Genomic DNA, 26,680 nt, shown 5'->3' on the forward strand with positions numbered 1-26,680 from the left:
ACAGGGGGCGCGCAGCGTCGCGCATAGTTTTTTAGAAGGCGCGCTCACCAAGGCGGGATGGCTGAGCGCAAAGCGATGATCGATTGTGAACACGATCTACCGATCACCAAGCAAGCAGAGATTTTGAAGGTCAGCCGCAGCAGCGTGTACTATCTGCCGCGTCCAGTCTCTTCAGCCGACCTCGAGATCATGCAGCGTCTCGATCGGCTGCATCTGGAGTATCCCTTCGCCGGTTCGCGTATGTTGCGAGGCCTGCTGGCTTTGCAGGGGTGCAAGATCGGCCGCCGGCATGTGAAGACGCTCATGCGGCGGATGGGGATAGAGGCGCTCTATCGCCGCCCGCGCACCACCAAGCCCGAGCCCAGTCACAAGATCTATCCGTATCTGCTGCGCGGCATCGAGATCACGCGGCCGAACCAGGTCTGGGCCATGGACATCACCTACATTCCAATGGCGCACGGCTTCGTTTATCTCGCCGTGGTGCTGGACTGGGCGACACGCCGTGTTCTGTCGTGGCGGCTGTCGATCACGATGGAGGCGGCCTTCTGCGTCGGGACGTTGGAGGATGCTCTCGCTCGTCATGGCAGGCCGGAAATCTTCAACACCGACCAGGGTTCGCAGTTCACGGGCGCGGCGTTCACCAGTCTGCTTGCCAGCTACGGCATCGCCATCAGCATGGATGGCAAGGGGCATGGCGGGACAACGTGTTCGTCGAACGGCTGTGGCGCAGCGTCAAATACGAGGAGGTCTATCTGCGAGCCTATGAAAACGTCAGCGAGGCCCGTAACTCGATCGGCCGGTATCTCGACTTCTACAATCGCCGTCGCCCACATTCGAGCCTTGACGACCGCACCCCGGATCAAGCCTACTTCGATCTTCCTCCGCTCCGCGCGGCGGCCTAACCCCGGCAGACGCTCCACTTATCGACGCGGAAGTTTTGTTCAGACAACCGGGACCAGTTCAGAGTACAAGAATCAAGGCGGCCTTATCCTCGAGAATACTGAGTTGGCCGTCGATCGAGCAGGGCAGCTTGCGACCGAACTGTCTATTGTGCATCCGGAGCTGAAGGCTAAAGCCTGTGCGGTACGGGTTATCAGCGTTGAAAATACTGAGTTATATCGTAGGCCACTCAATCCAACCCCATCATGGGTGAGACGGCAAGAGTGAGTGCTGGGCGCGATACCCAAGCTCCGCGGTTTGGCTGAAGGCAATCACACGTCTGCGCACGGTGCCTCAGACACCCGACGTTTGGGGGGCAGCACATAGCGTCCAAAAATTGGGCGACAGATTGCCTTCAATATCTAGTGACGCGGACATAAATGTGCCGTGCATCGATCTTGTCCAGAAGGCATGAGCCAATTCATCGCAACAGCCTCTGTGACCGCCACGAGGTCCGCCTAGCAGCCGAGATCGGCGACAAACTCACAATGTCCAATGAGCTTCAAATCACCGATGCACATTGCATCGTACGCCATATGCCGCGGCTGTTAGGCGGTATCATTCACATTCGAGTCGATCGTTAATAAGCCGAATTGGGCTGAACTGGACAGTTGAGCGTTGGCCAGAGTGAGAGCAGGAAGAGGGACAAAAGGTCTCTGAGCCAAGCCAGGACACGGCGGAGGTTGTGGCCAACGGCCGAGAGGAGAACGTTAGCGGCATCTCCGGCGCGGCCTTTGAGATAGCAGCGGCCAAGGTGACCTTCGTTCTTCATGTGTCCGATGATGGGCTCGATGGCGGAACGGCGGCGTAGCTCGCGCTTGATGACGCCGAAGACGCCGCGCTTCTGGCCCGAGATGAAGACGCGGCGGGGATTTTGTGTGTCGTGGCCGCGATATCCCTTGTCGACATAGGCCCGTTCGATCGGGCAGCCGGTGAGGCTCTCGGTGCGCTCGATGACGTCGCGAAGGGTGTGACCGTCGTAGGGGTTGTCCGGCAGCGCGCAGGCGTGGAGCACGAACAAGCCGCCGGGAGCTCTTTGGTTGTTGGTGACGATGGATGCCTTCACGCCGAACTCATAGGGCGCGGCGGCCTTGCCCTTGCCGATGCACTCGACCTCCGGAGCATGGAAGGAATACAGCTTGAAGCCGCGCTGGCGCTGCTGCTGCGAGCGGATCTGGGTGGCTCGGCTCAGCGGCAGGGCGAATGCCTCCTCCAGTGCGGGCTGGCCCTCGGTCTTGCGGCGAATGTCGCGGATGATCCGGCCCAGCCGGCTGCGCAGAAGGCGCAGCTGTCGCTGATGCCGGTTGAATTGTTTGGCATGAGCGTAGCGGCCCGCCATCATTGCCGCGCTTTTGGCCACGCGAATATAGGATTGCCGGAGCCTGACCCCGTGCTTCCTCGCCAGGCGGTTCAACCCGCGGATCGCTGCATGCAGCAGCTTGGCGTCGGTCGGAAAGCTGATGGCCTTCGGTTGGACGGTCGTGTCGACCGTGACCCGCTTGAGGTCCTGGCTGCGCAACGCACCGCTCGCGTGCGCCACCCGAAGGCTCTCGGCCAACAACCGCTCCAGCTTGTCGCCGAGCCGCTTGCGCCAGTGGCTCAGGTCTGAGCGCTCATGCGGGAAAACGTGCTGGAAAAACTCTTCGCCTGTGAAGAACTGGAAGTACGGATCGTGGACCCAGCGCTCGCACACCCCCTCATCGGACAGGCCGTAGATGTGCTTGAGCAGCAGCAATCCGATCATGAATCGGGTCGCGATACCCGGCCTGCCGTTGTCGCTGTAGAGCGGCGCGATCTCGCCGTCGATCCAGTTCCAATCGACCCTGCCGGCGAGCAGAACCAGCTCGTGTCGCATGTTGATGATCTGGTCCAGCCGGGACCGGAACAGATCGTTCGAGCCTGTCGTCCTGTGCTTCTTTGGTCGCATCGGTGCCTCCGATGCAGCACAGAATCACGGTTCGCAGCGGCAGGGAAATCCAAAATCGAAATTGCAGGGTTTTGGGCTGTGAAGCCTCAATCCCCTGCAATCTCAAATGCCGTCGCAACCGGAAAACAGACTCCCAATCAAGTGCTTGGAGGCTTGTTCACGGACAACATTCGAAGCTCGCGAAAAATGGCCGTGCGAGCATTTCGCACGGCCAAGTCAGCGAGGAAACGCCCAAAAGGGCGGCTGAAGGGAGCATCTAGATGAGTAGAACTCATCTAGAACTCCAAGCCAGCGCAGTCGCGCAACCGCGCAAGCTGAATTCTGACCTACCCGCTTCAGCGCGCTGAGTGGCGGCGAGTTTTCCATGTGGGGTGCATGATTTGTGCGCAACAATCACTTCAAACGCAGCTATTAGAGTTATCGTTCGATCCGAACGCATCACAGTGCACTACAGATCTTGGTCCCAGTTGATCCGAGACAACAGAAACGAGAATTGGCGCGCGGATACGCTGTCTTTCACGCGCCAGTTCAGGATTTCGAAATCAATCCTGATTAGGTAGCGCCTTGTCATCGTCAGAGTGAAGCGCGCCAGCTTCGATCTCACTCAACATCAATACGCTCCTTTTGGGTCGGCGTTCGTCAGCAGTACGGCGTCAACGTAGGATCAATCGAGGCACGCAATGAGCAACGTTGTTTCCAGCATTTGTGGTAAGTCGTCGACCCGCCGCGGCATTCGAATCGGGTTGCGTGAGCAAATGGCCCTGCTCGGAGTTTGCGGTGTCTTGGTCACAGGTTCAATCTGCGCGACCGCTCTCCACTACGCGAGCGTTGTTCAGCACGGGTCCAACGCGAGTGATGAAGTGAAAGCACATGTCATGTCATTGTCACAAAGGTTTTTGGAGTCAGGCCTGATCACGAGCGAATTCCTTCGCAAGCCAACCGAAGTGTTGATAAAAAAGCATGCCGATCAACACGAGCGTCAGCTCGCAGACCTAAGTCGCGTCGAAGCATTAGTGACGGCCTTGCCAGATGAGAGCCCGTTGAGGCAGGCGGGCGCTCTCCGGCCGATCATCAATATCTATGCGACACGCTTTCAAAACGTTGTCTCGGCGCAACGCAACCTCGGCTTCAATGAGGATGACGGGTTTCAAGGAAAATTGCGTAATGCCGTCCACGCTGTTGAGCAACGACTTGATCAGGTGAAGCAGCCGCGTCTTACGATCTTGATGCTCATGATGCGTCGCCACGAGAAGGACTTCATCTTGCGGGGCGAAGACAAATTCGGTGATCAGCTGACTCAGCGTGAGACAGACTTCGAAAGTGAGCTTGGTCAAGCGACCCTGGCTCCAGAAGCAAAATCTCAGGTCCTCGAACTCATCCGCGCGTACAAGGCGAGTTTCGTATCGCTCATGGTCACGCGCGAGACGCTGAACGACGAAGTGGATGATCTCGGTCAGATCTACGACCGCATTCGCCCGGTAATCGTGAAGATCATGGCTGCCGCGGACGCGCATTCGGAGGCTGCCGAAACCCGAGCGGAAGAAATTCGGCGAAATCTGTTCTGGGTCATCGGGTTTGCGACAATGCTCGTAGGCCTGCTCGCGTTACTGTTTGGCAGGCGCATTGCTAAAACAGTCGCGGCAATGACTTCGGCCATGCGCCAGCTTGGTGAAGGGAGGTTCGACGTGGTTCTACCGGCGCTGGGCCGAAAAGATGAGCTTGGCGAAATGGCCGAAGCGGTAGAAATGTTCAAGCTGAGGGCGCACGAGAGAGCCCAAGCAGAGCTCTACGCCAGGGCGGAACAAGACCAGACTGCTGCCGTTCAGCGCAGGGCAGATATCGCGCGGCTCGTCGGCGAATTCGAGGCTACCGTGGGACAGGTGATTGACACAGTCTCGGCTGCCTCGACGCAACTTGAAGCGTCGGCACGAAGCCTTACCAGTTCGGCTGATCACAGCCGGGAACTCTCGCTCGAAGTCGCCTCCTCATCGGAAGAAGCGTCGGCTAATGTTCAGCAAGTGGCAACCTCGACAAACGAAATGGCGACAACGATCGCTGATCTCGGCCGACGGGTCGAGGAGGCGGCCGATATGGCGCTCGAAGCCGTTCGCAAGACGGAACTCAGCGATCAACGCATGGTTAGTTTGGCGGCCGCGACGGAGCGGATCGGCAGCGTTGTTCAGCTGATCGCGGCGATCGCGCGGCAAACAAATCTGCTCGCGCTGAACGCGACCATCGAAGCCGCGCGCGCCGGCGACCGCGGCAAAGGGTTCGCAGTTGTTGCCCAGGAGGTGAAAACTCTCGCTACTCAAACTGCACAAGCGACCGTAGAGATTGGCGAACAAATTGAGGGCATTCAGTCAGCGACGACTGAAGCAGTTGCCGCGATTTCTGAAACGGGCGCAATCATCGCGCGCATCTCGGACATTGCTATGACTGTCGTCTCTTTCATCGGTGAGCAGAAGACTACGAGCAAGAGTATGGCGTTCAATCTGCAGGAAGCCGCGACCAGGACCACTCAAGTGGCGGCGAGCGCGGGCGAAGTCACGCATCGCGCGAAAGAAACTGAAGGGGCGTCAATGCACGTACTGAGGTCTGCCGAGCTGCTATCGCAGGAAAGTTCCCGGCTGAAGCGCGAGCTCGATGATTTCCTAGGGAGGGTTCAAGCGGCCTAACTGAGCGGTCGGGACTGGGCTGCGCGCACCAAAAGGTTGGGCGCTCGTGTTCCGAACCTGGACATCTTTTCTCAGCAACTGATCGAGCGCGTAGACGGTGGGTGGCTCATCACGGAAAAGGGTCGGGCGTACTCAGTCGATCGTTAATAAGCCGAATTGGGCTGAACTGGACAGTTGAGCGTTGGCCAGAGTGAGAGCAGGAAGAGGGACAAAAGGTCTCTGAGCCAAGCCAGGACACGGCGGAGGTTGTGGCCAACGGCCGAGAGGAGAACGTTAGCGGCATCTCCGGCGCGGCCTTTGAGATAGCAGCGGCCAAGGTGACCTTCGTTCTTCATGTGTCCGATGATGGGCTCGATGGCGGAACGGCGGCGTAGCTCGCGCTTGATGACGCCGAAGACGCCGCGCTTCTGGCCCGAGATGAAGACGCGGCGGGGATTTTGTGTGTCGTGGCCGCGATATCCCTTGTCGACATAGGCCCGTTCGATCGGGCAGCCGGTGAGGCTCTCGGTGCGCTCGATGACGTCGCGAAGGGTGTGACCGTCGTAGGGGTTGTCCGGCAGCGCGCAGGCGTGGAGCACGAACAAGCCGCCGGGAGCTCTTTGGTTGTTGGTGACGATGGATGCCTTCACGCCGAACTCATAGGGCGCGGCGGCCTTGCCCTTGCCGATGCACTCGACCTCCGGAGCATGGAAGGAATACAGCTTGAAGCCGCGCTGGCGCTGCTGCTGCGAGCGGATCTGGGTGGCTCGGCTCAGCGGCAGGGCGAATGCCTCCTCCAGTGCGGGCTGGCCCTCGGTCTTGCGGCGAATGTCGCGGATGATCCGGCCCAGCCGGCTGCGCAGAAGGCGCAGCTGTCGCTGATGCCGGTTGAATTGTTTGGCATGAGCGTAGCGGCCCGCCATCATTGCCGCGCTTTTGGCCACGCGAATATAGGATTGCCGGAGCCTGACCCCGTGCTTCCTCGCCAGGCGGTTCAACCCGCGGATCGCTGCATGCAGCAGCTTGGCGTCGGTCGGAAAGCTGATGGCCTTCGGTTGGACGGTCGTGTCGACCGTGACCCGCTTGAGGTCCTGGCTGCGCAACGCACCGCTCGCGTGCGCCACCCGAAGGCTCTCGGCCAACAACCGCTCCAGCTTGTCGCCGAGCCGCTTGCGCCAGTGGCTCAGGTCTGAGCGCTCATGCGGGAAAACGTGCTGGAAAAACTCTTCGCCTGTGAAGAACTGGAAGTACGGATCGTGGACCCAGCGCTCGCACACCCCCTCATCGGACAGGCCGTAGATGTGCTTGAGCAGCAGCAATCCGATCATGAATCGGGTCGCGATACCCGGCCTGCCGTTGTCGCTGTAGAGCGGCGCGATCTCGCCGTCGATCCAGTTCCAATCGACCCTGCCGGCGAGCAGAACCAGCTCGTGTCGCATGTTGATGATCTGGTCCAGCCGGGACCGGAACAGATCGTTCGAGCCTGTCGTCCTGTGCTTCTTTGGTCGCATCGGTGCCTCCGATGCAGCACAGAATCACGGTTCGCAGCGGCAGGGAAATCCAAAATCGAAATTGCAGGGTTTTGGGCTGTGAAGCCTCAATCCCCTGCAATCTCAAATGCCGTCGCAACCGGAAAACAGACTCCCAATCAAGTGCTTGGAGGCTTGTTCACGGACAACTACTCAGCCTCATGGAGGCGCCCCTGACTCGTGCAGAACCGCAGCAAGGGATGGAGGCAACAGCTCCAGAGCTCCGGAAATCTGTGCTAACCAAGTCGCTTTGTGTTGAGGGCCTGCGCCGGCAGAAGCATCAGACCCGACGTCCCGCCTTCGATAGGCGAAGGCGTTCCACGCGATCCTAGCCCAGCCGTTTACGAGGCCGCGCTCGCTCGATAGCAGCTATAGGTGGTGGGAACATCGCCTTTGTGATATCCGCGCCGGCTTTGACAGTTGGCAGCGGTGTCAAATGCCGCTGCGCCAGTTCTGCAATGACTGAATGACCTAGTGGTTCATCACAGTGATTTTGACGTTTTGATACCGAGCCATTCGAGGATCGGCAAGCTTTCCGGTGGCACGAGGATTTCGATGCTTCTGGGGACGCCGGGTTGACGTCGGATGAAGCCGTTTCGTTCGAGGGTGACGATCATCTGATGGACCGAAGGCGGGCTGACGCGGAAGTGGCGCTGGATGTCGGCTTCGGCGGGGGACGTCCGAACATATGGGCGTAGGTATGGATGAAGGCCAGGTAATAACCCTGCTTCTCGGTGAAGCGCGCGCCTGATTTTTGACTCATCGTTGGATTCGTCCCGGCCTCCGACAAGGAGGCAAAGCATGAATGTACGTTATCGGGTCGAATTGAGCCAAGCCGAGCGCGACGAACTGACGGCGATGCTCGGCGGCGGCAAGCACGCCGCCCGCAAGCTTAAGCGGGCGCAGATTTTGCTGGCGGCCGATGGAGGCTGCCGCGACGAGGAGATTGCCCGGACCGTGAGTGTCAGCCTCTCCACCGTCGGCCGGACCAGGCGCCGCTTCGTGGAAGGCAATATGGAGCGGGCCCTGAGCGAGGAGCCGCGTCCGGGCGCTGAGCGCAAGCTGACCGGCAAGGAGGAAGCCCTGCTGGTGGCGACCGCATGCGCCAAGCCGCCCGCTGGCTGCAAACGCTGGACGCTGACGCTGCTGGCCGACACGATGGTCAAGCTCACCGATCACAACAGCCTGTCGGGCGAGACCGTGCGTCGCCGGCTGGCCGAGAACGACCTCAAGCCGTGGCGCAGGGACATGTGGTGCATTCCCCATGTCGACGGCGAATACGTTGCCCGCATGGAGGACGTGCTCGACCTCTACGCCGAGACGCAGAATCCCGCCCGGCCGCTGGTCTGCTTCGACGAGACCCCCATCCAGCTGATCGGCGAGGTGCGCCAGCCGGTCCCGGCCCAACCGGGACAGCGCGAGCGCTACGATTACGAGTATCGCCGCAACGGCACCGCCAATCTCTTCGTCACCTTCGATCCACATCGGGGCTGGCGCAACGTCAAGGTCACCGACCGCCGCGCCGCCGTGGACTACGCCCACTGCATGCGTGATCTCGTCGACGTCCATTATCCCGACGCCGCCTGCATCCGTGTCGTGCAGGACAATTTGTCGATCCACAAGCCTGGGGCGCTGTATGAGGCCTTCGCGCCCGCCGAGGCCCGGCGCATCCTGCGCCGCCTCGAATTCCACTTCACCCCGAAGCACGCCAGTTGGCTCAATATGGTCGAGTGCGAGATCAGCGTGCTACAGCGTCAGTGTCTCGGCCGCCGCATCGACGATCCCAAAAGGCTCCGAAACGAGATCGCAGCATGGCAAAAGAGGCGGAATAAAACCCGAGCCCGCATCAAATGGATGTTCACAACAGAAAAAGCCCGCACCAAACTCGGCCGCGCCTATCCAGCCACCGCCAAAGAGTCATAATCACTGTGATGAACCACTAGTTGACCCCTGGCCAGGGCGGACGACGTGTTGGCAACGAAGGCTGCCGTGCAGATCGGGAGTATAAGTCTAAGCGGTGTCACTATGCTTTCCTCGGGATTGATGAAATGCCTCAAGTAAATTGCTGCTCGGTCCAAGATCCTTGAACTAGGGCACGTTGACCGGCGGCATGGGTGCAGTCGGGCGCGGCTCGAAGCCCGTATGGTGCTGACCGCGAGCCGCCAACAAATCCCGCGCATTCGACAAGATTGTTCAAAGCTGAATCGCAATTATGAAACGGCTCACCTCCGATGCTTTCGCGACGAGTGCGAAGGGGGGCGGCGAACCTGCAGCGCAATGAGACCCATGGGTCCGTTCACCAAATCCCACAATCGATATCCCTTTCGTCTTGCCGAAAAACGGCGAGCATGGCGGTTGCGGCGACGAAAACATGCACTCTCTTGCGACAAGGGACGGAATTATGCATCGAATTTGAACGAAAATGCCGATCGTACGAATGGAGCAAGGCAGCGGCGGCTGCATCGTCTCTGGCGCAATCGAGGACGTTTCATGCGCAATTGTGATCTTGTTTCGGGGAGCCTCTTGACCCTGACCGCTGCCGGCATCGTGCTTCTCTGCTCTAGCTTGCTCGCATTTGTTTTGGTTTAGAGCTGGTAGTGGTCTTCCTCAACCTGTAACCGGGGAAGCGGCAGAGTTGTGTCCTATCGACCAACGCTTGTCTCGCCCAGAAGCGACAAGTGGCGCCGTCTTTGGCGGAAAGTGGTGCCTGATCAGGTACGACTCGCAGCGGACGGTGCTGCGCTCCAAGAAGTGTGCGGACTGCCTCGGACACAACGACAGCACCCCTCGCGAGATCGAGTTGAGGTAGGGGCCATGAAGCAGCACGTCGAGGGCGGGAGCAAGATCGTCTGAAGTCGACGAAGCTTTTGAGTCATGTAGTATCTACTAGAAAGTATTGTAGCTATTGTGGTATTTACAAATCACTCCGTGTATGTGTAAGAGCCCCTGTAAAAAACAGCTCGATTTTACCCGCACTTAGCATACGCCGTTGGGCCTTGGGCCTTGGGCCTTGGGCCTTGGGCCTTGGGCCTTGGGCCTTGGGCCTTGGGCCCGGACAAACAAAGGGTCGAAGGACCCCGCCCAGGCCAGAGGGCCTAGCCTAAAGAGCGCAGAGGCGTTCGCTTATGTCCCGGTGAGCATGCTTGGTGAACTACATTCGCTTGCGTCGGCGGCAGCAAACAAAGCCCGTGAGGTCAATGCTGTTGAAAACCGCGGGCAAATTCCCAAGGTCTCGGCGTATCGCAAGCCCTGGCGCAAGTTTGATAATCCTGAGCTTCCTAGAGGCTGCGAAAGAGGCTGAGGCGGATGGGACGGAACAATGCACGAAGCGCGCCTTTAAGAAAGTAGCCGCCTCAAAGCCTCTACATGGTTCGTAGAAGGCCGCGAACGGTTGGTCTGTAGTTCGCGAGCCTGATCCAGAAGATGTTTCGGCAGGTTGCCGCTATCGATATTCTCCTGCGTCATTTTAAGAACTGAAACCATACGCTCGCGGTCATAGTATTGGCTGTAGTCCGATACACGGATGGAAGACATTATTTCGGCCACCCAATCGAACGTAGTGAAAGCGACATCGGTATGCTTTTTCCGGCACCACCAGGCAAATAGGTCCGCCGCCTGAAGCGGCAGAAAATCCCTGTCATTTTTGAATAGTGGTTCGATTGGCAACAGTTGCGCCGCGTGCGGCTCCCGGAGTTCGCCACAAGATTTCATCAATGGATAGAGATACTTTGCGCGCGGTCCAAAGATGACATTTTCATCGAAAATCATCTCAAAGCGCTCACGCCAGCCGAGGTCCCACAACTCCAAGCAGACGGCGCTCATTGTGTTTTGGAAGGGCCAGAAATAGGGCTCGGAATTCGGCTTTGGCAGCGCCTTAGCCCATGTTTCCGAGTGAGCCTTCAGATCTATCACCGAGCATATCGCCATGCGGACGTGGCGGTTGATGATGTGGGCGAGAGCTCGAAGCTTCTTATCCCGAGCCTGCGGGTCGCCTCTGAGCTTGTGAAACTCGCCACTACAGGACGCGGCTTCGCTCATCTTAAAGTAGGCTATGCGGGGCTCGCTACGCAGACAGACTTCCCATTCGTCCGAAAAAGCGGCCCAGTTCTCAGAATGACTCAGCAATCCGGCCATCACAAAGTGGCCAGTCTGGCCGTCATCGCTGCTTTCATCCGCGAACACTTGAACGGGCATAGGAAGTGCCTTTTTCTAGCTGCCTTCGGTAGGCCAGACCGGAAAAACATGCCACGTGGCAGCCAAGGACGGTCGCCAAGCGGTAGCGCTGCGCTAACGTCTGAGCCTAAACAGAATCGACCGGGACCCAGTCTATGCGAGGCGAGAGCGTCTTGCCTGGAATTCATGTCGAATATCCCATGTGTTGTACCTGGGTGCGCGAAGTGAAACTTTCACGTTTAATCGCGGTGCATCGCCACACAAAATTTTGACCAATGGTCTTCCGGATATTCGACCTCAGGTCTTATTTTTGAACTCGCCCACTTGCCATGTTCTTGAACAGAAGATCATGCCAGGTCCCCCCCCATTGTTGACACAAGGCAAGCAGCCGCGGCGATTCGCGAAGCCGTCGAAGCCCATCGGCAAATGCTTGATTGAGGGCTGACGGGGCGAGTCAGCGGCTTGTGATGTAAAGCCCACAAGCCGCGACGAATTCGATAAATCAAAAGCTCGGCGTTGAAGTCGACGTCACACGAAATTCGCTCAAACCGTGAGACAGTGCACAGTTAGAAAAGCGGTCGTATCCCACATCGCCGCCAGATGTTCGGGAGAAGGAGCAAAGGTTGATGAATGGACATAACGGTTTAAGGTATCCATCGAAAACAAGTTGTCTTGCTGAGGCAGCTTTTTGACTATGCCTAGATCCTTGTCGGATATCTTTCCTTTCGAATGGAGATCCATGCCAACCTTAAGAGCACGTTGCGCAAGTTTGTCGCCTGGGTTGATGGAGGCAAGATTAGTCTGCTTGATATAGTTTTCGATCGACAGCTCTAGGAGAACGCGAAACAGAACAGATATGGCATTGGCGTGAATGCTTAGGTCTAAGTGGAACTGCAGTTCTTCCCAGATCATCTTGTGTCTGGCTATGCGTCCCGCCCACGCTATTCCATATTCAATGTGCGGGATAAGGTTCTTGCGCCGCGCCGGCTTGGGGATAGGGGCGGGCTTCGGCGTTGGCGCAGTCGGCGTTACGGTGGACTTTTTTCGCCGCACAGTGTGTTCCGCTGTCGGTAGTACGCCCTCTCGTTCCAGCTTATCGAGATAACTGCGCTTACCATCCACGTCCCAAAGGTCACCTAAGACGATCTCGCGGGACGCCAGATCACTCGCAATCCTTTGGAGTGCCGAAAGAACAACGGGCTCATCATGCGTCAATTCCAGTTTGCCACGAGCGACGGTTATCCCGACACGGTTTCGAAACGCTTCTGCTGAAAGCAAGCGGTTGAGTGTAGAACGCGGAATCTTTTTACGTCCCGGCAAGCGATTTGACGCAGCCAACAGCTTTTCAATTTCGTCGGCCACGTTAAGGCCGCCTCCTTTGCCCGTTCTCTGGACAAAGTTGTCTTTCATGCGGTCGTCCCAAGTACTTTGTCCTACGCCGCTTTGTGTTCCTGTGTGGCGGCGAAACAGAATATCGTCAATGCGATCACGGTCTGTCTCGACTTGACAGACGATGGCGGCCGGAAAGTCGCCTTGCCATGCTGCGCGCTGCTCTCGAAAAAAATCCTGAAGCTCCACCGTCGGAGCGCGTCTGGGGTCGTCAAGAAGCTTGAGGCAGGTGATGCGGCGATTGCCATCAAAGACGATGAAGTTGTTTCCGTCCGGAGAGACAAGGGGCGGTTCATACACTTCACCCGTGCGCGCCAAATCTCGGGTGAGGTTGCGCATGTGGGCCTCGCGATTATTGAATAGCCACGCGATGGCGGCGGTCTCATTTTCAAGTTCGCCGTGACGATCGTTCGCGCGATTGATCAGCAGGTTCTTAAGGGGAAGCGTCTTATAGCTCATGAAAAGTCCCAGTACCGAGCAATATCAACAATATGCAACCGTTAGCATGGGAGTAGAGGTTCACGCTCGTCAATAGGAAAAATGGGATCTTCGACTTAAGTCAATGTGCCCACGAGCGCTGAAGGAATCGAGCTAGACTTTGCCCAGAATACGCAGACAGTCCTGTGCTCTTGCAATCAAGTGTTTGGCCAAGCGCTTGATGATGGTGTTATCGAGCCCTTCCGCCTCTGCGGTAGTGCACACGTCGGTTATGTTGTCGGGAAGCAGCTCGGCCAAGGATTTCAATCCGGCAATCACTTTGTCAGCATCGAAACGGGTTTCGCGGGCGAATTTCTGCCATTCGCGCGCACCAATCTGGCTAAGCTTGTATTCGCCGCCGATCTTCATCGCGAGTTTCATCTTTTGCAAGTCGACATCGTCGTAGGGAAGGATGCTGGCGATATCGTAGAGTGGTGCGAGCCGCACAGTGGGACCGCTGGCCAGCAGCAGCGAGTAGTTCTTGGCGTGCGCATCGGTGCCCCCGATGAGCCAATTGAAGCCGAGAGCATCGGTGAATGTATCGATGTCATCCGCGCTATTGCTTGAGTGGGTGCGCAGAAGCTCGATAATATCGGCGGGGGCCGGTCCGCCCTCGCTTTGATATTTCTTGGTCGGCAAGATGCCGCGCGCCTGACACATGTCCTCTTGATGGACGCGGACAACATCGTTGCCGCTGAGCTGCCGATCATAGCGGTCGACGACGATGGCAATCTCTTTCTCGAACCGCATGACGTTGGTTTCGGCGGCGGGCAAGCCGAGATTGCGCGCAAGGTTGAGGCAGATGTGCTCATTCTCGGCATGGCCGTCGAAATGGCCAGTCGGGGGCTTCAGGATATGCGTTGTCGGAATCCGTCCGGAGGGAATTCCCCACCGGCCCTTTTGCAGAAGCAGCGCGGTTTTCGGCTGGGCCCCGGCGAGGCTGAATTGCCCCGTATCACGCGGTAGCCGCCACGCGGCATGATCCTCCCTCAACGCTTGCAAACGTTTTGCGATGGCCGCTTCGTCAAGCCATTCGACTTTGTCGTCTGCGCCGCTTCGCAAGACCTCTAAGCGTTCGGGTGTGACGAACTGAATGGCGCCAGCGCAATCCTCACCGACGTGGGAAATCAGGGCAAACACGTTGCGGGCCGAGACTTGAAACTTCTTGGCCCAACGATCAAGGACGCGCTCGTTATCGGGCAGAAGTCCCCATAGAAAGGCTTGAACGGCGGAAGGGCCATGTTCTTCCGCCGCAAGCGGCATCGAAAGCGATATGGGGTACGCTCCCCGCGTTTCACGCCAGTCGTTGTCATATACAAAAGTCAGTCGGCCGCGAGCATCATTATGTACACGGCCGACTTCCTTGCCATCCAAGAGTGCGACGAGTTCGTTTGTCATGCCCTGCTCTTCTTGGCTTTGGCCACGATTGCATTGATATCGACGGCAGACTTGTCTGAACTGCTAAGGGATTGTTCGCTGCTTGCATCCAAGCGGATGCCGAGAGCGTCAAGAGCGCGGAGCACAAGGCCAAGTTCGGCGCGGGCGTGGCCGTGTTCAACTTCGATGACCCACTGACGGCTAACGCCAATGCGCTTGGCAAAGCTTGACTGATCGAGCTTGAGCCGTTTGCGTCGGTCCCGAATGGCAGCCCCTAGATCGGTAGATGTGCGTATCAGCATGGTAATCCAAAATGTTGTCGTTCGCTTACATTATCATATGTCAGCGTTCGACGACAATAGAAAGATGTCAGCGAACGCCGACATGTGAAAATGTCACCGTTCGGCGACATAAAAAGGGCTGCTTTATGGCCGAAAGATGCTTATAAATCAGCTAGTTATATTAGATTATGGCCGATTTGAAATTGAGCTAGCTCTCGACGAAATGGCGCGACGATCCGCATCCGCCCGCACGCGACCTTGACCCGCCAGGGTTTGGTGACAGCGGCCTCAAACTCACGCTCGGGCTGTTTCGCCCCCCATGTACCGTCGTGGCTGACTGAGCGACGGGCAGTCCGATGCCCGCGATCAGTGACGCGGATACTGGGCCCGACGGCGTCGTGCACGGCCGGTTCGAGCGCACCTACCTCCGCCATGATGGACCGGAGCACGTGCTGTGTTTCGCGCCGACCCGGAGCGGAAAGGGCGTCGGTCTCGTCATCCCTTCGCTGCTGACCTGGCCCGACTCTGCGATCGTCCACGACATCAAGGGCGAGAACTGGCAGCTCACCGCCGGCTTCCGCAGCCAGCACGGCCGCGTGCTTCTGTTCGATCCGACCAACGCGAAGTCGCCGGCGTACAACCCATTGTTGGAGGTCCGCCGCGGCGGGAGGTACGCGACGTCCAGAACATCGCCAACATCCTGGTGGACCCGGAGGGCAGCCTGGAGAAGCGGAACCATTGGGAGAAGACCAGCCACACCCTCCTGGTTGGCGCGATTCTCCACGTCCTCTATGCCGAGCAAGACAAGACCCTCGCGGGCGTCGCAGCCTTCCTGTCCGATCCGAAGCGACCGATCGAGACGACGCTCGCCGCGATGATGCGGACTGGGTCTCGGTGAGGCCGGTGTCCATCCTGTGGTCGCTTCCGCTGCCCGCGAGCTGCTGAACAAGTCCGGCAACGAACGCTCCGGCGTCCTGAGCACCGCCATGTCGTTCCTGGGTCTTTACCGGGATCCGGTGGTGGCTGAAGCGACACGGTGCTGCGACTGGCGGATCACCCACATCGTCGGCGGGACCGGCCGACCACGCTCTACCTCGTCGTGCCGCCATCCGACATCAACCGCACCAAGCCGCTGATCCGCTTGATCCTCAACCAGATCGGCCGCCGCTTGACCTAGGATCCGCAGGCCAAGGCCGGACGGCGCCGGCTCTTCCTGATGCTCGACGAATTCCCGGCGCGCGGGCGGCTCGACTTCTTCAAGTCCCGCGCTGGCCTTCATGGCCGGTTACGGCATCAAGAGCTTCCTGATCGCTCAGTCGCTGAACCAGATCGAGAAAGCCTATGGGCCTAACAACTCGATCCTCGACAACTGCCATGTCCGGGTCAGCGTCGCGACCAACGACGAACGAACCGCGAAGAGGGTAAACGACGCTCTCGGCACCGGGACCGAGATGAAAGCGATGAAGAACTATGCCGGCAGCCGGCTCGCGCCCTGGCTGGGTCACCTGATGGTGTCGCGGTCGGAGAAGGCCCGCCCGCTGCTGACCGTCCGGCGAGATGATGCAGCTGGCACCATCGGATGAGATCGTCATGATGTCGGGCCTCCATCCGATAAGGGCTAAGAAGGCGCGCTATTATGAGGACGCGCGCTTCCAGGAGCGCATCGTGGAACCGCCGAGGATGACCAAGGCAAACGACGGGAGGCTGGACGACTGGAGCTCGCGGCCGCTGCCGCCGCGCCCGTCGGCGTCGCAGGCGCCGACCGAGGACCAGACAGAAGACGAAGACCCCAAGACCGCGGATCGGCGGCGGCATCCGGAACTGGATCAAGACATCGTCGAAAAGAAGGAACCGCTCGACAACGAGTTCGCGTCTGACGTCGCCGACGAGTTCGATGCCCCGCGGATCAGGCGCATGAACGACATGATGCGGGGCGTGGCGCGTCAGGCCTCGCTCGATCCCGGCGACGATCTCGGACTGTGAGGCGGCATGACCGGAACAAAGAAGAAGGCTCAGATGTCGGTCTATCTCGATCCAGACGTCATGAAGGCGCTGTCGGCCTATGCCGCTCGCCGGGAGCAGTCGCTGTCGCTCATCGCCGAAGCTGCCATTGCGTCCTTCCTGTCGCCGGACGCCGATGAACGGCGGGAAGCCGCCATCGCTAAGCGCCTCGATCAAATTGATCGTCGCATCGCGCGCCTTGAGCGGGATGTTGGGATTTCGGTCGAGACAATCGCTCTGTTCATCCAGTTCTGGCTCATGACGACACCGCCCCTCCCCGAACCCGCCGCCAAGGCCGCGCGGGCACAGGCCGGAGCGCGCTATGACAATTTAGTTGCAGCGCTCGGCCGCCGGCTCAGCCACGGACCGAAGCTGCGACAGGAGATCCCGGATGACGTGGATGGCATTCAGTCCTCTGCTCGTCATGAACGAGCAGAGTCAGACGGCAATTAAGAATTCAAGCCGCGCCAGCTATGCTCTAATCCATTCGCTCGCGGATTGTTCAGCTCTTGCCCGTACTGATCGATATCATGCTCTAATCGCACGGCCTTCGCATCGATAGGCATTCAGCAGAGGCCTGAAACGGAACCGCAGTGGCATGCTTATGCAAACGTCTCCAGGCGATTGCTTCGACTGACCTGCATTTTTTTACGGACCCAGACGATCAGGAGCGCTTCGACCAAGTCATCACCATGTCAATGAGATGCTGACGACGCTCGGTCATGTTACCATCGAGAGATTGAGGGCTTCGTTTCTGACTTCGCTCGCGGTTACGCCACACCCAGGGTCGACGTGCGGAGAGTAATCATTAAGGATGACGCGATCTTACTTGCGCGTGCGCGAAGCTATGGCGGCTGGACCCTCTCCCAGACCGCCTCGCCTACGTCGAACGATCCGCTGTGCAGAGTATCGAGAAAGAGATGTTCGAAGAAGCTGGCTTGCGAGTTACCGCACCGCGTCTTACGCCGTTCCATACAAGGCCAGCGGTGCCTATTCGGCAAATGTCCGCGATTTCAAAAAGATGTTCTTTCTTTGCGATCGCATCGACTGCCGTGAACCCGCGTCAGGCGGTGAGACGAGCGACGTGGGGTTCTTCCGCCTTGATAATTTGCCGCCACTTTGGCGTGCTGAGGTACTGGAAAGCGACATCGAAGCGGAATTTGCTTAGCGGATGCCCACAAGCCGCCTTGGTTGCGGTATGCCGATGACTTGATCACACCCCAACATTTCTGATGAATAGGTGCTCAAATCGCCAGCCAACTCAACTGACTCTCGTGCCATCCACCCCTAAAACCTGACAAGGCAAGCGATGTTCTCCGTTGTCGATGGAGAGCAATGGAAATTGTATGATTGGTTCGCAGTCGCGAGCATTGACGCCGAACGGAAAGATAAGATGACCTGCTGTCGGGCACGAACAGCGAAGCTGGCATGATCGATGGCGCGCGGCGTGGAGATGCGATCTATCGTAGCGCTGCCCACGGCGCGCTCACGATTTCAGCAGATCAATATGAGGCAAGAGACAATCGTTTAAGGATGGCACGTTTTCTGAGATGGACAAGCGATTTTTTATGACCGCGCCGCGATGACGATTGCGGGCATCGCGTCCATTCTTTGGTTCGGCCGCGCCGCGGGCCATTCTTCCGTCCCGGCCACCGATTTCGCAGCCGCCGCGCGCAGGGTCGGTCAAGGCTGGCCGCATTTGCGGCCACCGCACGGCTTGGCCTTGACCGGCCCGAGCACGGCGGCATGCTGGCGTGGAACGGGACTGCATTCCTGGCTGGCACTTGCCGTCAGCGGTTATGGTTGTCGGGCGCGGGCGACCTCGTGGCGAAGCGTGACGCGTCGGCTGCAAGCGTTACCGGACTGCCTATTTTGTCCTGCCGAGCTGAGGCGCCCGCGCGCCGGGGTTTGGCCGCCGCGGTTTCCATTGCGACACCAATCGTTCGTAGCTTCGCTCCGCCTTGGCGGCAATCAACATCTCACGGTCGCGCAGCGCCCTGATGTTGTAGGCATAGGCTGGTCCGCGCCGGCTGCCCTTCTGTTGCGGATGTCCAGCTTGAAGTTGCATCGCGCGGGTCTTGTTGGCGACCAGCGCCGGGCGCGCCCACAGGTAATCCTCGCCCTTCGTCAGCAAATGCCAGCAGAGCACCGTGAGCTTGCGAGCCACGGCCACCGCGGCGACCTGATGGCCACGCCGGGCGCGGATCCGCACGAAAAAAGCATGCAGTGGACCGGGCGCCTTGGCCGCGGCCCAGGCCGCCTCGACCAGCATGGCGCGCGCGTGACTGCGGCCGATCTTGCTGATGCGACCGTGATGGGCGGCTCCCAGTCCCGACTGCCGCACCCGCGGGTTCAGCCCGAAATAGCTCACCAGCTTCTGCGGGCTGTTGAACCGGCTTATGTCGCCGATCGCCGCCACGATGCCGGCGGCAACCGCCAGGTTCACGCCGGTGATGGTCATCAATCTGTTGGCCGCGGGATCATCGATTGCGACCTGCGCGATCTCGCGGTCGAGCAGAGCCAGGTCTTCCGCCAGCCGGTCAAGCTCACGGACGTGCCGATCGATGGCCGCGCGCTCATCGTCCGGCAGCTGTTGGGCGGCCAACCACGCCCGGCCGCGGGCGTTGAAAAGATCGGCATGCGGGCACTTCGGGATTAGGTGCGCGTGCAGGATCGAATGCACCTCGTTCTTGAGCCGCGTGCGATGCCGCACGACCTGGTAGCGCCGCGCCACCAGCCGACGCTTGCATTCGGTCTGCGCGTCAGGCGTCCAGATCTGCGGCAGGTACCCGGCCGCCTGCAGACTGGCGAGCGTGCCGGCATCGATCTTGTCGGTCTTAACGTGAGCCTGGGCGATCGCCTTCACCTGCAGCGGATTGGCGATAATCACCCGTGCCACGAACGGCGCCAGAACCCGCGACACCGCCATGCTGTTGGCAGTCGCTTCGACTACCACCTCATCACTGGCCAGCAGGGTCTTGCCAAATCCCTCCAGCGCAGTCCGCGTCATATCGATGCGGCCCGCATGTCGGAGCCTGCCGTCCTCCCAAAACACCACCTCGCCGAAAGTTCGGTGGACGTCGATGCCAATCACCCGTCGCATTCGCACCTCCTGCCAGACATATGACGGGAGCTGCGGGCGACACGACAACTACGGATTCGCGCTCCCAGCGCAACCGGGCGAGTCGCAGAGGCGGCCAGCTACTAACTCGAGCTCTCGGCTCATCGAATAACATCGGCCTGCCCGCACTTCGTGCTCCCGGTGCCTCTGTCCCGATGGTCGCACCATACGCCACGATGTAGAACACCGCAGCGGGAACGTTGGCACCGAGACATCTCATACCGGTTACTAACGTGTCAGACTTGCGACAACCTGTCGGGGATCCATACGCGAATCTCGTCCAGCTGCCTAAATGCTCCAATTCTGTCGCTATGACCCCGCGAGCCGAGCCGTCTATCGGTTGGTACGGTGCTTGCTCGAGGAGAGATGGAACCACGTCCCTGACGAATAACTACATAACTAGATTCGTTGTGATGGACCCGGGACATAGGTTCTTTGACAAAAGGAGCCAACATGTCCGGTGTTGCGGCAGCGTTTCTATGGTCTCCAAAAAATTCAAGGTCGACTGTCTATGATCGGATCAAGCACATGGTTCCGCGACTTGCGTTACGTGGTCAGGCGGGGATCGGCATCGCTGCTTTCATGCACAAGGAAGGTGTCCGATATGCCAGAGCGCTTAAGTCCCCATGCGGCTCAATGCGCATTGAGGCCGATACACAACATCCGAATTTTAGGCCGCATGTTGCAATCGCCCATATCGGTAGTCGATGCGGTGGAATCGGCGATCATCCAATTCACCATAGTTCGGGCACCAGCCGCAACTTGGCAATTTCGCTAGATGGAGCGTTGGTCAATGGCCATGAACTGAGGGCAGAATTGCTTGCCCGAGGCTATAGGTTGGCCGGCGACACAGACGCAGAGCTTCTGCTCAACTGGGTCGGACACTCTTGTGAAAGAGACTATTGGCGGCACGGTCTGCCGGTCAATTACGAAGACATCTTTCGCGATATTGATGGCCGAATTGATGGCGCTATTAGCGCGCTTTTCCTGGACGGAGAAGGAAATCTAATTGCGTATCGTAGTCGATGTGGTTTGCGGCCATTGGAAACTATGCAAACAGATGACGGGTTCTTACTGTTTGCTTCGGAAAATTATGCCTTTGCAAATCTGAAGGGTAAGACACAGCCAATCTTACCGGGGCACATCAGATATGTGGACGGCAAATTGGCGTGCTGCGTTGATCGCGCGGTGAGCAAAGGACAATACAAAGCCAAACTCTGCGCCTACGAAGCTCTTTACGTAGGAAATCCGAACACAGCGATCGAAGGCCAATCACACTTCGAAACCCGTTACAATATCGGAGTTGCCCTTGGTGGCCTTGTTGCGCAGCGATTGCAAGGAGAACTACGTTCCATGGTCCCAATCGTTTCCTCCATGCCGCATACTGGGGGGCCGTATGCTGATGGCCTGTTTGCGTCGCTCACTAAACGCGGTGTTCTCGCCCAGCGTCGAGAAGTGGTCGCAACGCAATCCTTTCAGCGAACTCTCATTGGTGCATCCAGCGAGCGAAAATCGCGCATTGTTCAGAAGTACCGGCTGTCGGAAACGAGCCTTGCCGAAGCCACAATAATCATTGTCGACGAGGCCATAATTCGTGGCGATACCAGTCGCACTGTCACGAATATGCTGCTTGCGGCTGGGGCCAAAGCCGTACATTGGGTAATTGGTTCGCCACCTATAGTGGCACCGAATTACTACGGCATGGGTATCGACACACTAGATGAGTTGGCATTCTGGCGGATATGGAAGCGATTGCCGCCAGAACAGCGCGCGCAAAGTCTTCGCTTTCACAAGATGGAGCCGAAAGTTCTCAAAATCATAGAAGCTAATATTGCTGCATCTATCAACGCGGCCACGATAACTTATCTGCCGCTTTCACTTCTAATATCGTTGCTGCCGTGCAGGCGTGGCAGCTTCGATTTGTCGCCCTTTACATTCGAAATGCCAACTCCTGCGGGGCAGGAGCGCGCGGATAGAAATTTGAGCAAATTTAAGGCCGATCTTCCCTGTTCGAAATCGATCCATGCTTGAGGTAAGATCATGAAACCCGTTCTCGTTTTCGACTGGAATGGAACACTGCTTGATGATGCACACGCACTGCTCCAAACGACCAATGCCATACTAGATCGCTTTGGTCGTGCACCGATCGACATGAAAACCCTTCAGGAACATTGCGACGTGCCACTGGCTCGTCTTTATCACAGTCTCGGGATGTCGGAAGACGAGATTGCGACGATTGATCGCGACGGGAGTGCGATGTTCCATGACGCCTACGAACGACTTGCGAGTAAAGCCGATCTACGCGAAGGCGCGCGCAGGGTGTTGGAGCTGGCGCGCCAAGAGGGGGCATTGTCCATCATCGTGAGCAACCATATCGTCGAACCTTTGCGCTTCCAATTGAAACGACTTGGAATCAACGATTACATCGACGATGTGCTCGCATTTGAAACGCGCACCAGCCAATACAAATCGATGAGTAAAGGGGAGCGGCTTCGCTTACATATGCAGAAAAATAACCTGCAGCCGGCGTCAACATTTATCATCGGCGATATGCCGGTCGAAACGGAAATTGGGCGCAATCTCGGGCTCATAAGCATATCGATCACTGGTGGATTCGTTTCGGAGTCACGGCTGCGGGCTGCGGATCCTGACTACACGATTAACAACCATCATGAGCTGCTACCAATCTTGCAAAGGCACGGCTTTTTCGGAATGCATAAACTATGACTAGGGCGAAAACATCAAGCAGCCTCGCTCCTAAAAGGGGGGAGCAGAGAATAGGCCTTATCGGAGCGGGACGCATGGGAACCGGTATAGGCATCAGCCTGTTACGTCACCAAACCGAGCTGCATATTAAGGCCAACAAAAATCGCTTCGGGGCAGATCGTTTGACTGGTGCAGGCGCCCATGAACATCCTACGATCTCTAACCTGGCTCGGCATGTAAGTGTGGTCGTTTTATCCTTGCCTTCCAGCCTCGAGGTTGAGGCGGTATGCCTTGGTCAGAATGGCCTGTTCGTCCATATGCCGCGAGGAAGTTTGATAATTGACTGTTCGACGTCCTATCCTGCTTCGACAGTGGCGTTAGCTGAACAGGCTCAAGAACGCGGTCTTAGCTTCGTGGATGCTCCAGTAACGCGGAGCCCCGAACAGGCAGAGCTAGGCCTTCTCAATGCCGTCGTTGGATCGAGTGAAAAGCTTTTTCCGCTGGTTAGACGTATTCTTGCTGATTTTTGTGAGACGGTTCTTCACGTCGGGGATGTCGGACAAGGTCACAAGCTCAAGCTCGTCTACAACGGTATGACCATGGGTATAGCGGCGGTAGCTGCGGAGGTTTGCCAACTTGCGCGCGGCGTTGACGTGGATCTCGTAACTCTTCGCTCTTTGGTTAGTCGCGGCTCTACCAACAATGGAATATTCCAAGCTTTCGTCGGATTTTTGGTGGGTGAGAGCCCAGATGTTCTGGCTATCTCAATCGCGAATTCCGCTAAGGATATTGAGTACGCTGTGCGCCTTGCAGCGGCGAGCGCAGTTCCGGTACCGGTCTTGGCTGCTGCTGCGCACAAACTTGCTCACGCAGTTGATGGGGGCGAAGGCGGGCTCACCCTACCTCATCTGTCATCCTCGTGAAAAAGTCAGTGCAGTGCTAGGACACGGACCCTATTAAGGCGCAGCCATAGCCTTGTTGACGCGAGTTGAACAAAGGCAAGGTAGTTGGCGGCAAGTCTGTCGTCGCGCGTCGCGAAGCGACGACATTGTTTGATCCTATGGAAGAACTGCTCGACCCGAGCGAGCGCGGTAGAGATACGGGCTGAAGCATATCGTATCGCGCCGATTGCTGTCCGTGGGATGTTGGCCCAGGGGTCCTTCTTCGTAGCGCGCTCTCTGATTCAGTCGGTGTCATAGCCACGGTCGGCAAGCAGCATTCGACCCGGATTTCAGACGAGACAGCAGTTTTCCTGCAAGTCGAACGTCGTGTGCCTCGTCGAGGCTCAACGCCAATCGTACCGGCAGGCCATTGCTATCGACCAACGCACGAATCTTGCTCACGTTCCCATCGACTGGCGCCGTTTCCTTGTGATGCAAGCTCAATGCTGATGCGCGCGGACAATGGGGTGTCGACCAGCTGGACGGCGGCATCATGGCAGCGGCAAGCGCGTCTATGATACGGCCCCAGACACGGCCCGTCGCCACCGGACGAATCTGTTGTAGCAAGTGGTGTATGGACCAAATCGCTCAGGCAGATCACGCCAGGGTGCTCCTGATCGCACACACGACGGTCGTTTACCTGAGGAACGCCCCGCGGCTTGTTGGGCAGCATCGGCTGATGATGGACCATTTATCGTTGGCGAGTTCGTAGCGCAAGATTCGAGCCCCCAGTGTGGAGTTTGAATCACATGCGCCCCTCCAGGACGCGCAGGTAGATTCGCCGGTCGAAACTCACCTACAACGAGTTCGTTCAGCGTAGATTGTGGTGAAGAACCCGACCGCAAGTTTGATGGTCTCGGCATGAACTGCCTCACGGTCGGTGCCATCCGGTCGCGGCATGTGTCTCGAACGAATAAGCGTCCGGCCGGGACGCACGTGCACAGAAATATGAAGTGGCCGGCCTTCGGAAATATCTTCAGGGTCGCATGTGGGATCACCCTAGCTAAAGCTTAAGCAGCGGCGGCTGTCGGGATGATGTCGTCCGCGCTTCCAGCTACGTTCGTCACGGGAAGTGAGATTTTCTCAAGGCTGTCCGGTGCGAAGACCGGCCCTGGCCCCGGGCGCCATGGCGAAGACTGCGCGGATGCGTTCGTCACGATAGGACTTGCCGGCCTCGCTGTACCGTTGGTGGAAATCGGGATCGGCGCTCAGACGCGCTACGGTCTCGCAGCGCATGACGGCAGCGGGCGGCGGCGGTCTGCACGACACGTCGGACGCAGGAGAGCGGTAGAGCACCTGCAGCAGTTCCGGATCACTGATCCCATCGGCGACCGCGAGGACGGTGTAGCTCCCGAGCGAATTACCGGCGGCACCGATGCGCGCGGGATCGTTCAGGCTGCCAAAGATTTTATCGACGAGCATTGCATCGATGATAGCGCTAAGATCCACAGCTCGCAGCCACCACAACGAAGTGCCTCGACCGTGTAATCATCGAGCGCGTTATTGCCTGGATGATTACGTGCGACGACGATATACCGCGCCCTGAGAGTTCCGTGCCGAGCCAAGCGAGTTGGAACGATGCGCCGCTGTTACCGTGGGACAGGACGATGAGCGGACGCCGTGGTCCCGGTGCCGGCTCCGCATCGCGCGCTGCGTTGCCGGCGCTGAACAACGAGACGATGCGCGCCCCGATCCATTGCGGTCCCTCGCGCGCGTCCGCTTCGGCCGGATACCAGATCGTCGCGCGGAGAGCATGTGTCTTGGCGCCGCGCCAATCGTAAGACTCAGCGATTAAAATCACGCGTCGTAGGACCGACCTTAAAGACCGTGTCCTCTTCGCACGCAACATCTTGTGACGCGAGAAAGGACTAGGGACAGAGCCAGAAACCTCATCAGCTGCCCTTCTTTGACGCGCAGACATATAGGCCGGCACACGCAGTGACGCCTTCGTTGCGAAGCCGGGCAACTCTGATACCACGAGGCCCTTCAGCTTCGGAAGAGTTGCAGGTTGGCTAAGCTCGATGGAGAGCCATGCTTCCCGCAAAACTTGCGTTGTTGACCCATCGCGTCATTTCGGTATCGCGCAGCAGCCATGTCAGTTTTGCGACCAAAATGGACCTGACCGAAATTGATGAGTACGCGCCTAGCTAGCTAACTGGAGTGTCAATGACGAACCTCAGCGTGGTCCTTTTGGACTGCGACTCAGGCGCAAGAGGTTTGTCGCGAACCACAGGCAACTCCGTGAAGAGTTGTCAACTGTCAACATCATCAGTTGTCCTCGGGAGACCATCATGCGACAGCCATTTGCAATACCCTACATTGGAGCCCAAGAATGTTTTCCGAGTTTGAAAACGAGTGCATAAACCGAGAAGTCGAGAGGCTGAACCTTCCCAACTCTCGGATCAAGCACTTCGCCCCGGCTAGCTTCGCACAAGCCGGAGAAGACGTTATTCTGGAAGGAATTGTGGCCGCAAAACTTTGCAAGAGCCAAAGATCTTGGGAGAGTGTGTTCTATATCGAGATCGGCGCCAATCATCCCATCTCCACCTCGAATACCTACCTTATGTATCAAAAGGGAGCGCAAGGTGTTTTAGTCGAACCTAACCTGAACTGGGAGCACTCATCCAGGCAGTCCGTCCTAGAGACATTCTTGTGGCGTCCGTTGTCTTGCCTGCTCCGCAAGCGCGTGCGACGCTCTTCATCGGAAATGCCCATGAGTTGTCTTCATTGGATGAAGCACATATTAAAAGCTTCGGAGACTTCGACGGCGTAGGCGGTATCCGAGAGCATATCGAGGTGAGCGCTGTCGGTATAAACGAGCTATTGATGCCTTATGCAGACAAAATCGACTTCTTGTCGATCGATTGTGAAGGACTAGATTATGATCTTGTTAAGGCAATTGACTACGAGCACATCAAACCTGCTGTGATCCAATGCGAGCCAAGTGAGCATTTTCACGAGGGCAACAGGGCTCGGATCATAAATCTGATGGAGAGCAGAGCGTACCGTCTTGCTGCAATCACAGACATAAACGTCATCTTCGAGCGATTGACCTAATGCAATCAGCAAATCAACTCCTGTCATCAAACCGAACCCTGCCATTGGAGGTACGCATCCCGCAACGGCCCCTCGGGGCTAGGCCACTTTAGCCGCGCCTAAGCAGCG

The 26,680-nt window shown here is 57.9% G+C and carries 17 protein-coding genes and 3 pseudogenes; 9 read left to right on the forward strand and 11 right to left on the reverse strand.

Translation table 11 applies throughout. From position 1 onward, the window contains the following. Positions 1-27: 27 nt before the first annotated feature. A pseudogene (locus EI171_RS10890) lies at positions 28-902 on the forward strand (IS3 family transposase); the annotation flags it as partial. A gap of 617 nt (positions 903-1,519) precedes the next feature. Here EI171_RS10890 and EI171_RS10895 read toward each other — a convergent pair. Continuing rightward, positions 1,520-2,866, reverse strand: coding sequence for an IS5 family transposase (locus EI171_RS10895; RefSeq protein WP_161532315.1), 1,347 nt, complete (start codon positions 2,864-2,866; stop codon positions 1,520-1,522). 680 nt (positions 2,867-3,546) lie between these two features. Between EI171_RS10895 and EI171_RS10900 the strand changes: the two genes are divergently transcribed. Continuing rightward, a complete protein-coding gene (locus EI171_RS10900) occupies positions 3,547-5,541 on the forward strand; it encodes a methyl-accepting chemotaxis protein (protein ID WP_161533324.1) in 1,995 nt (664 codons plus the stop codon). Positions 5,542-5,684: 143 nt separating this feature from the next. Here the strand turns inward: EI171_RS10900 and EI171_RS10905 are convergent, their stop codons facing one another. Both EI171_RS10905 and EI171_RS10910 read right to left on the reverse strand, forming a co-directional pair. Further along, on the reverse strand, positions 5,685-7,031 hold the full coding sequence (locus EI171_RS10905; protein WP_161532315.1) for an IS5 family transposase: 1,347 nt from the start codon (positions 7,029-7,031) through the stop codon (positions 5,685-5,687). 500 nt (positions 7,032-7,531) lie between these two features. Further along, positions 7,532-7,852 (reverse strand): LexA family protein, encoded by a 321-nt coding sequence (locus tag EI171_RS10910; protein ID WP_371740233.1) that lies wholly within the window; start codon positions 7,850-7,852, stop codon positions 7,532-7,534. Here EI171_RS10910 and EI171_RS10915 point away from each other — a divergent pair. Then, complete coding sequence (locus EI171_RS10915; RefSeq protein ID WP_161532241.1) at positions 7,851-8,972, forward strand: IS630 family transposase; 1,122 nt, start codon at positions 7,851-7,853, stop codon at positions 8,970-8,972. The two genes, EI171_RS10910 and EI171_RS10915, sit on opposite strands and share 2 nt — an antisense overlap. Before the next feature lie 1,413 nt (positions 8,973-10,385). On the opposite strand, the gene EI171_RS10920 is transcribed toward EI171_RS10915, so the two are convergent. From EI171_RS10920 to EI171_RS10935, 4 genes are all read right to left on the reverse strand, one after another. Continuing rightward, on the reverse strand, positions 10,386-11,243 hold the full coding sequence (locus tag EI171_RS10920; protein ID WP_161533325.1) for a DUF3800 domain-containing protein: 858 nt from the start codon (positions 11,241-11,243) through the stop codon (positions 10,386-10,388). Between the two features lie 522 nt (positions 11,244-11,765). Beyond that, on the reverse strand, positions 11,766-13,070 hold the full coding sequence (locus EI171_RS10925) for a hypothetical protein (RefSeq protein ID WP_161533326.1): 1,305 nt from the start codon (positions 13,068-13,070) through the stop codon (positions 11,766-11,768). Positions 13,071-13,202: 132 nt separating this feature from the next. Beyond that, positions 13,203-14,486, reverse strand: a complete 1,284-nt coding sequence (locus EI171_RS10930) for a type II toxin-antitoxin system HipA family toxin (protein WP_161533327.1) — start codon at positions 14,484-14,486, stop codon at positions 13,203-13,205. Beyond that, positions 14,483-14,767, reverse strand: a complete 285-nt coding sequence (locus EI171_RS10935; protein WP_161533328.1) for a helix-turn-helix domain-containing protein — start codon at positions 14,765-14,767, stop codon at positions 14,483-14,485. Before EI171_RS10935 ends, EI171_RS10930 begins: the two co-directional genes overlap by 4 nt. 362 nt (positions 14,768-15,129) lie before the next feature. Here EI171_RS10935 and traG point away from each other — a divergent pair. Both traG and EI171_RS10950 read left to right on the forward strand, forming a co-directional pair. Next, positions 15,130-16,729 (forward strand): annotated as a pseudogene (traG, locus tag EI171_RS10945) (IncP-type conjugal transfer protein TraG); the annotation flags it as partial. A 6-nt stretch (positions 16,730-16,735) separates the two neighbouring features. Next, positions 16,736-17,200, forward strand: coding sequence for a CopG family transcriptional regulator (locus tag EI171_RS10950; RefSeq protein WP_161533330.1), 465 nt, complete (start codon positions 16,736-16,738; stop codon positions 17,198-17,200). 1,033 nt (positions 17,201-18,233) lie between these two features. Here EI171_RS10950 and EI171_RS10960 read toward each other — a convergent pair. Together EI171_RS10960 and EI171_RS10965 are read right to left on the reverse strand one after the other, a co-directional pair. Next, positions 18,234-18,434, reverse strand: coding sequence for a hypothetical protein (locus EI171_RS10960; RefSeq protein ID WP_161533331.1), 201 nt, complete (start codon positions 18,432-18,434; stop codon positions 18,234-18,236). Between the two features lie 180 nt (positions 18,435-18,614). Next, positions 18,615-19,832, reverse strand: coding sequence for an IS110 family transposase (locus tag EI171_RS10965; RefSeq protein WP_202633190.1), 1,218 nt, complete (start codon positions 19,830-19,832; stop codon positions 18,615-18,617). 489 nt (positions 19,833-20,321) lie between these two features. Between EI171_RS10965 and EI171_RS10970 the strand changes: the two genes are divergently transcribed. From EI171_RS10970 to EI171_RS10980, 3 genes are read left to right on the forward strand one after another with little or no spacing between them, the layout of a single operon-like run. Next, on the forward strand, positions 20,322-21,899 hold the full coding sequence (locus tag EI171_RS10970) for a hypothetical protein (protein ID WP_246740492.1): 1,578 nt from the start codon (positions 20,322-20,324) through the stop codon (positions 21,897-21,899). Positions 21,900-21,908: 9 nt separating this feature from the next. Next, the gene (locus EI171_RS10975; protein ID WP_161533333.1) at positions 21,909-22,595 is read left to right on the forward strand and encodes an HAD family hydrolase; all 687 of its coding nucleotides are present in this window, start codon (positions 21,909-21,911) and stop codon (positions 22,593-22,595) included. Then, positions 22,592-23,497 (forward strand): NAD(P)-dependent oxidoreductase, encoded by a 906-nt coding sequence (locus EI171_RS10980; protein WP_371740503.1) that lies wholly within the window; start codon positions 22,592-22,594, stop codon positions 23,495-23,497. Before EI171_RS10975 ends, EI171_RS10980 begins: the two co-directional genes overlap by 4 nt. A gap of 5 nt (positions 23,498-23,502) precedes the next feature. Here the strand turns inward: EI171_RS10980 and EI171_RS10985 are convergent. Both EI171_RS10985 and EI171_RS10990 read right to left on the reverse strand, forming a co-directional pair. Continuing rightward, positions 23,503-24,232, reverse strand: a pseudogene (locus tag EI171_RS10985) (IS5 family transposase). 366 nt (positions 24,233-24,598) lie between these two features. After that, entirely contained in the window at positions 24,599-24,937 is a 339-nt protein-coding gene (locus EI171_RS10990) for a hypothetical protein (RefSeq protein ID WP_161533335.1), read from the reverse strand. 1,230 nt (positions 24,938-26,167) lie between these two features. Between EI171_RS10990 and EI171_RS10995 the strand changes: the two genes are divergently transcribed. Beyond that, positions 26,168-26,572 (forward strand): FkbM family methyltransferase, encoded by a 405-nt coding sequence (locus EI171_RS10995; protein WP_161533336.1) that lies wholly within the window; start codon positions 26,168-26,170, stop codon positions 26,570-26,572. The last annotated feature ends 108 nt before the right edge of the window (positions 26,573-26,680 follow it).

The organism is Bradyrhizobium sp. LCT2 (genome assembly GCF_009931255.1).
Lineage (GTDB): Bacteria > Pseudomonadota > Alphaproteobacteria > Rhizobiales > Xanthobacteraceae > Bradyrhizobium > Bradyrhizobium diazoefficiens.

Excerpts from the sequence above, each read along its gene's own strand:
- EI171_RS10895 (WP_161532315.1), bottom strand. The coding sequence starts at position 2,866 with ATGCGACCAAAGAAGCACAGGACGACAGGCTCGAACGATCTGTTCCGG.
- EI171_RS10900 (WP_161533324.1), top strand. The coding sequence starts at position 3,547 with ATGAGCAACGTTGTTTCCAGCATTTGTGGTAAGTCGTCGACCCGCCGC.
- EI171_RS10905 (WP_161532315.1), bottom strand. The coding sequence starts at position 7,031 with ATGCGACCAAAGAAGCACAGGACGACAGGCTCGAACGATCTGTTCCGG.
- EI171_RS10915 (WP_161532241.1), top strand. The coding sequence starts at position 7,851 with ATGAATGTACGTTATCGGGTCGAATTGAGCCAAGCCGAGCGCGACGAA.
- EI171_RS10910 (WP_371740233.1), bottom strand. The coding sequence starts at position 7,852 with ATGCTTTGCCTCCTTGTCGGAGGCCGGGACGAATCCAACGATGAGTCA.
- EI171_RS10920 (WP_161533325.1), bottom strand. The coding sequence starts at position 11,243 with ATGCCCGTTCAAGTGTTCGCGGATGAAAGCAGCGATGACGGCCAGACT.
- EI171_RS10925 (WP_161533326.1), bottom strand. The coding sequence starts at position 13,070 with ATGAGCTATAAGACGCTTCCCCTTAAGAACCTGCTGATCAATCGCGCG.
- EI171_RS10930 (WP_161533327.1), bottom strand. The coding sequence starts at position 14,486 with ATGACAAACGAACTCGTCGCACTCTTGGATGGCAAGGAAGTCGGCCGT.
- EI171_RS10935 (WP_161533328.1), bottom strand. The coding sequence starts at position 14,767 with ATGCTGATACGCACATCTACCGATCTAGGGGCTGCCATTCGGGACCGA.
- EI171_RS10950 (WP_161533330.1), top strand. The coding sequence starts at position 16,736 with ATGACCGGAACAAAGAAGAAGGCTCAGATGTCGGTCTATCTCGATCCA.
- EI171_RS10970 (WP_246740492.1), top strand. The coding sequence starts at position 20,322 with ATGTCCGGTGTTGCGGCAGCGTTTCTATGGTCTCCAAAAAATTCAAGG.
- EI171_RS10975 (WP_161533333.1), top strand. The coding sequence starts at position 21,909 with ATGAAACCCGTTCTCGTTTTCGACTGGAATGGAACACTGCTTGATGAT.
- EI171_RS10980 (WP_371740503.1), top strand. The coding sequence starts at position 22,592 with ATGACTAGGGCGAAAACATCAAGCAGCCTCGCTCCTAAAAGGGGGGAG.
- EI171_RS10990 (WP_161533335.1), bottom strand. The coding sequence starts at position 24,937 with ATGCTCGTCGATAAAATCTTTGGCAGCCTGAACGATCCCGCGCGCATC.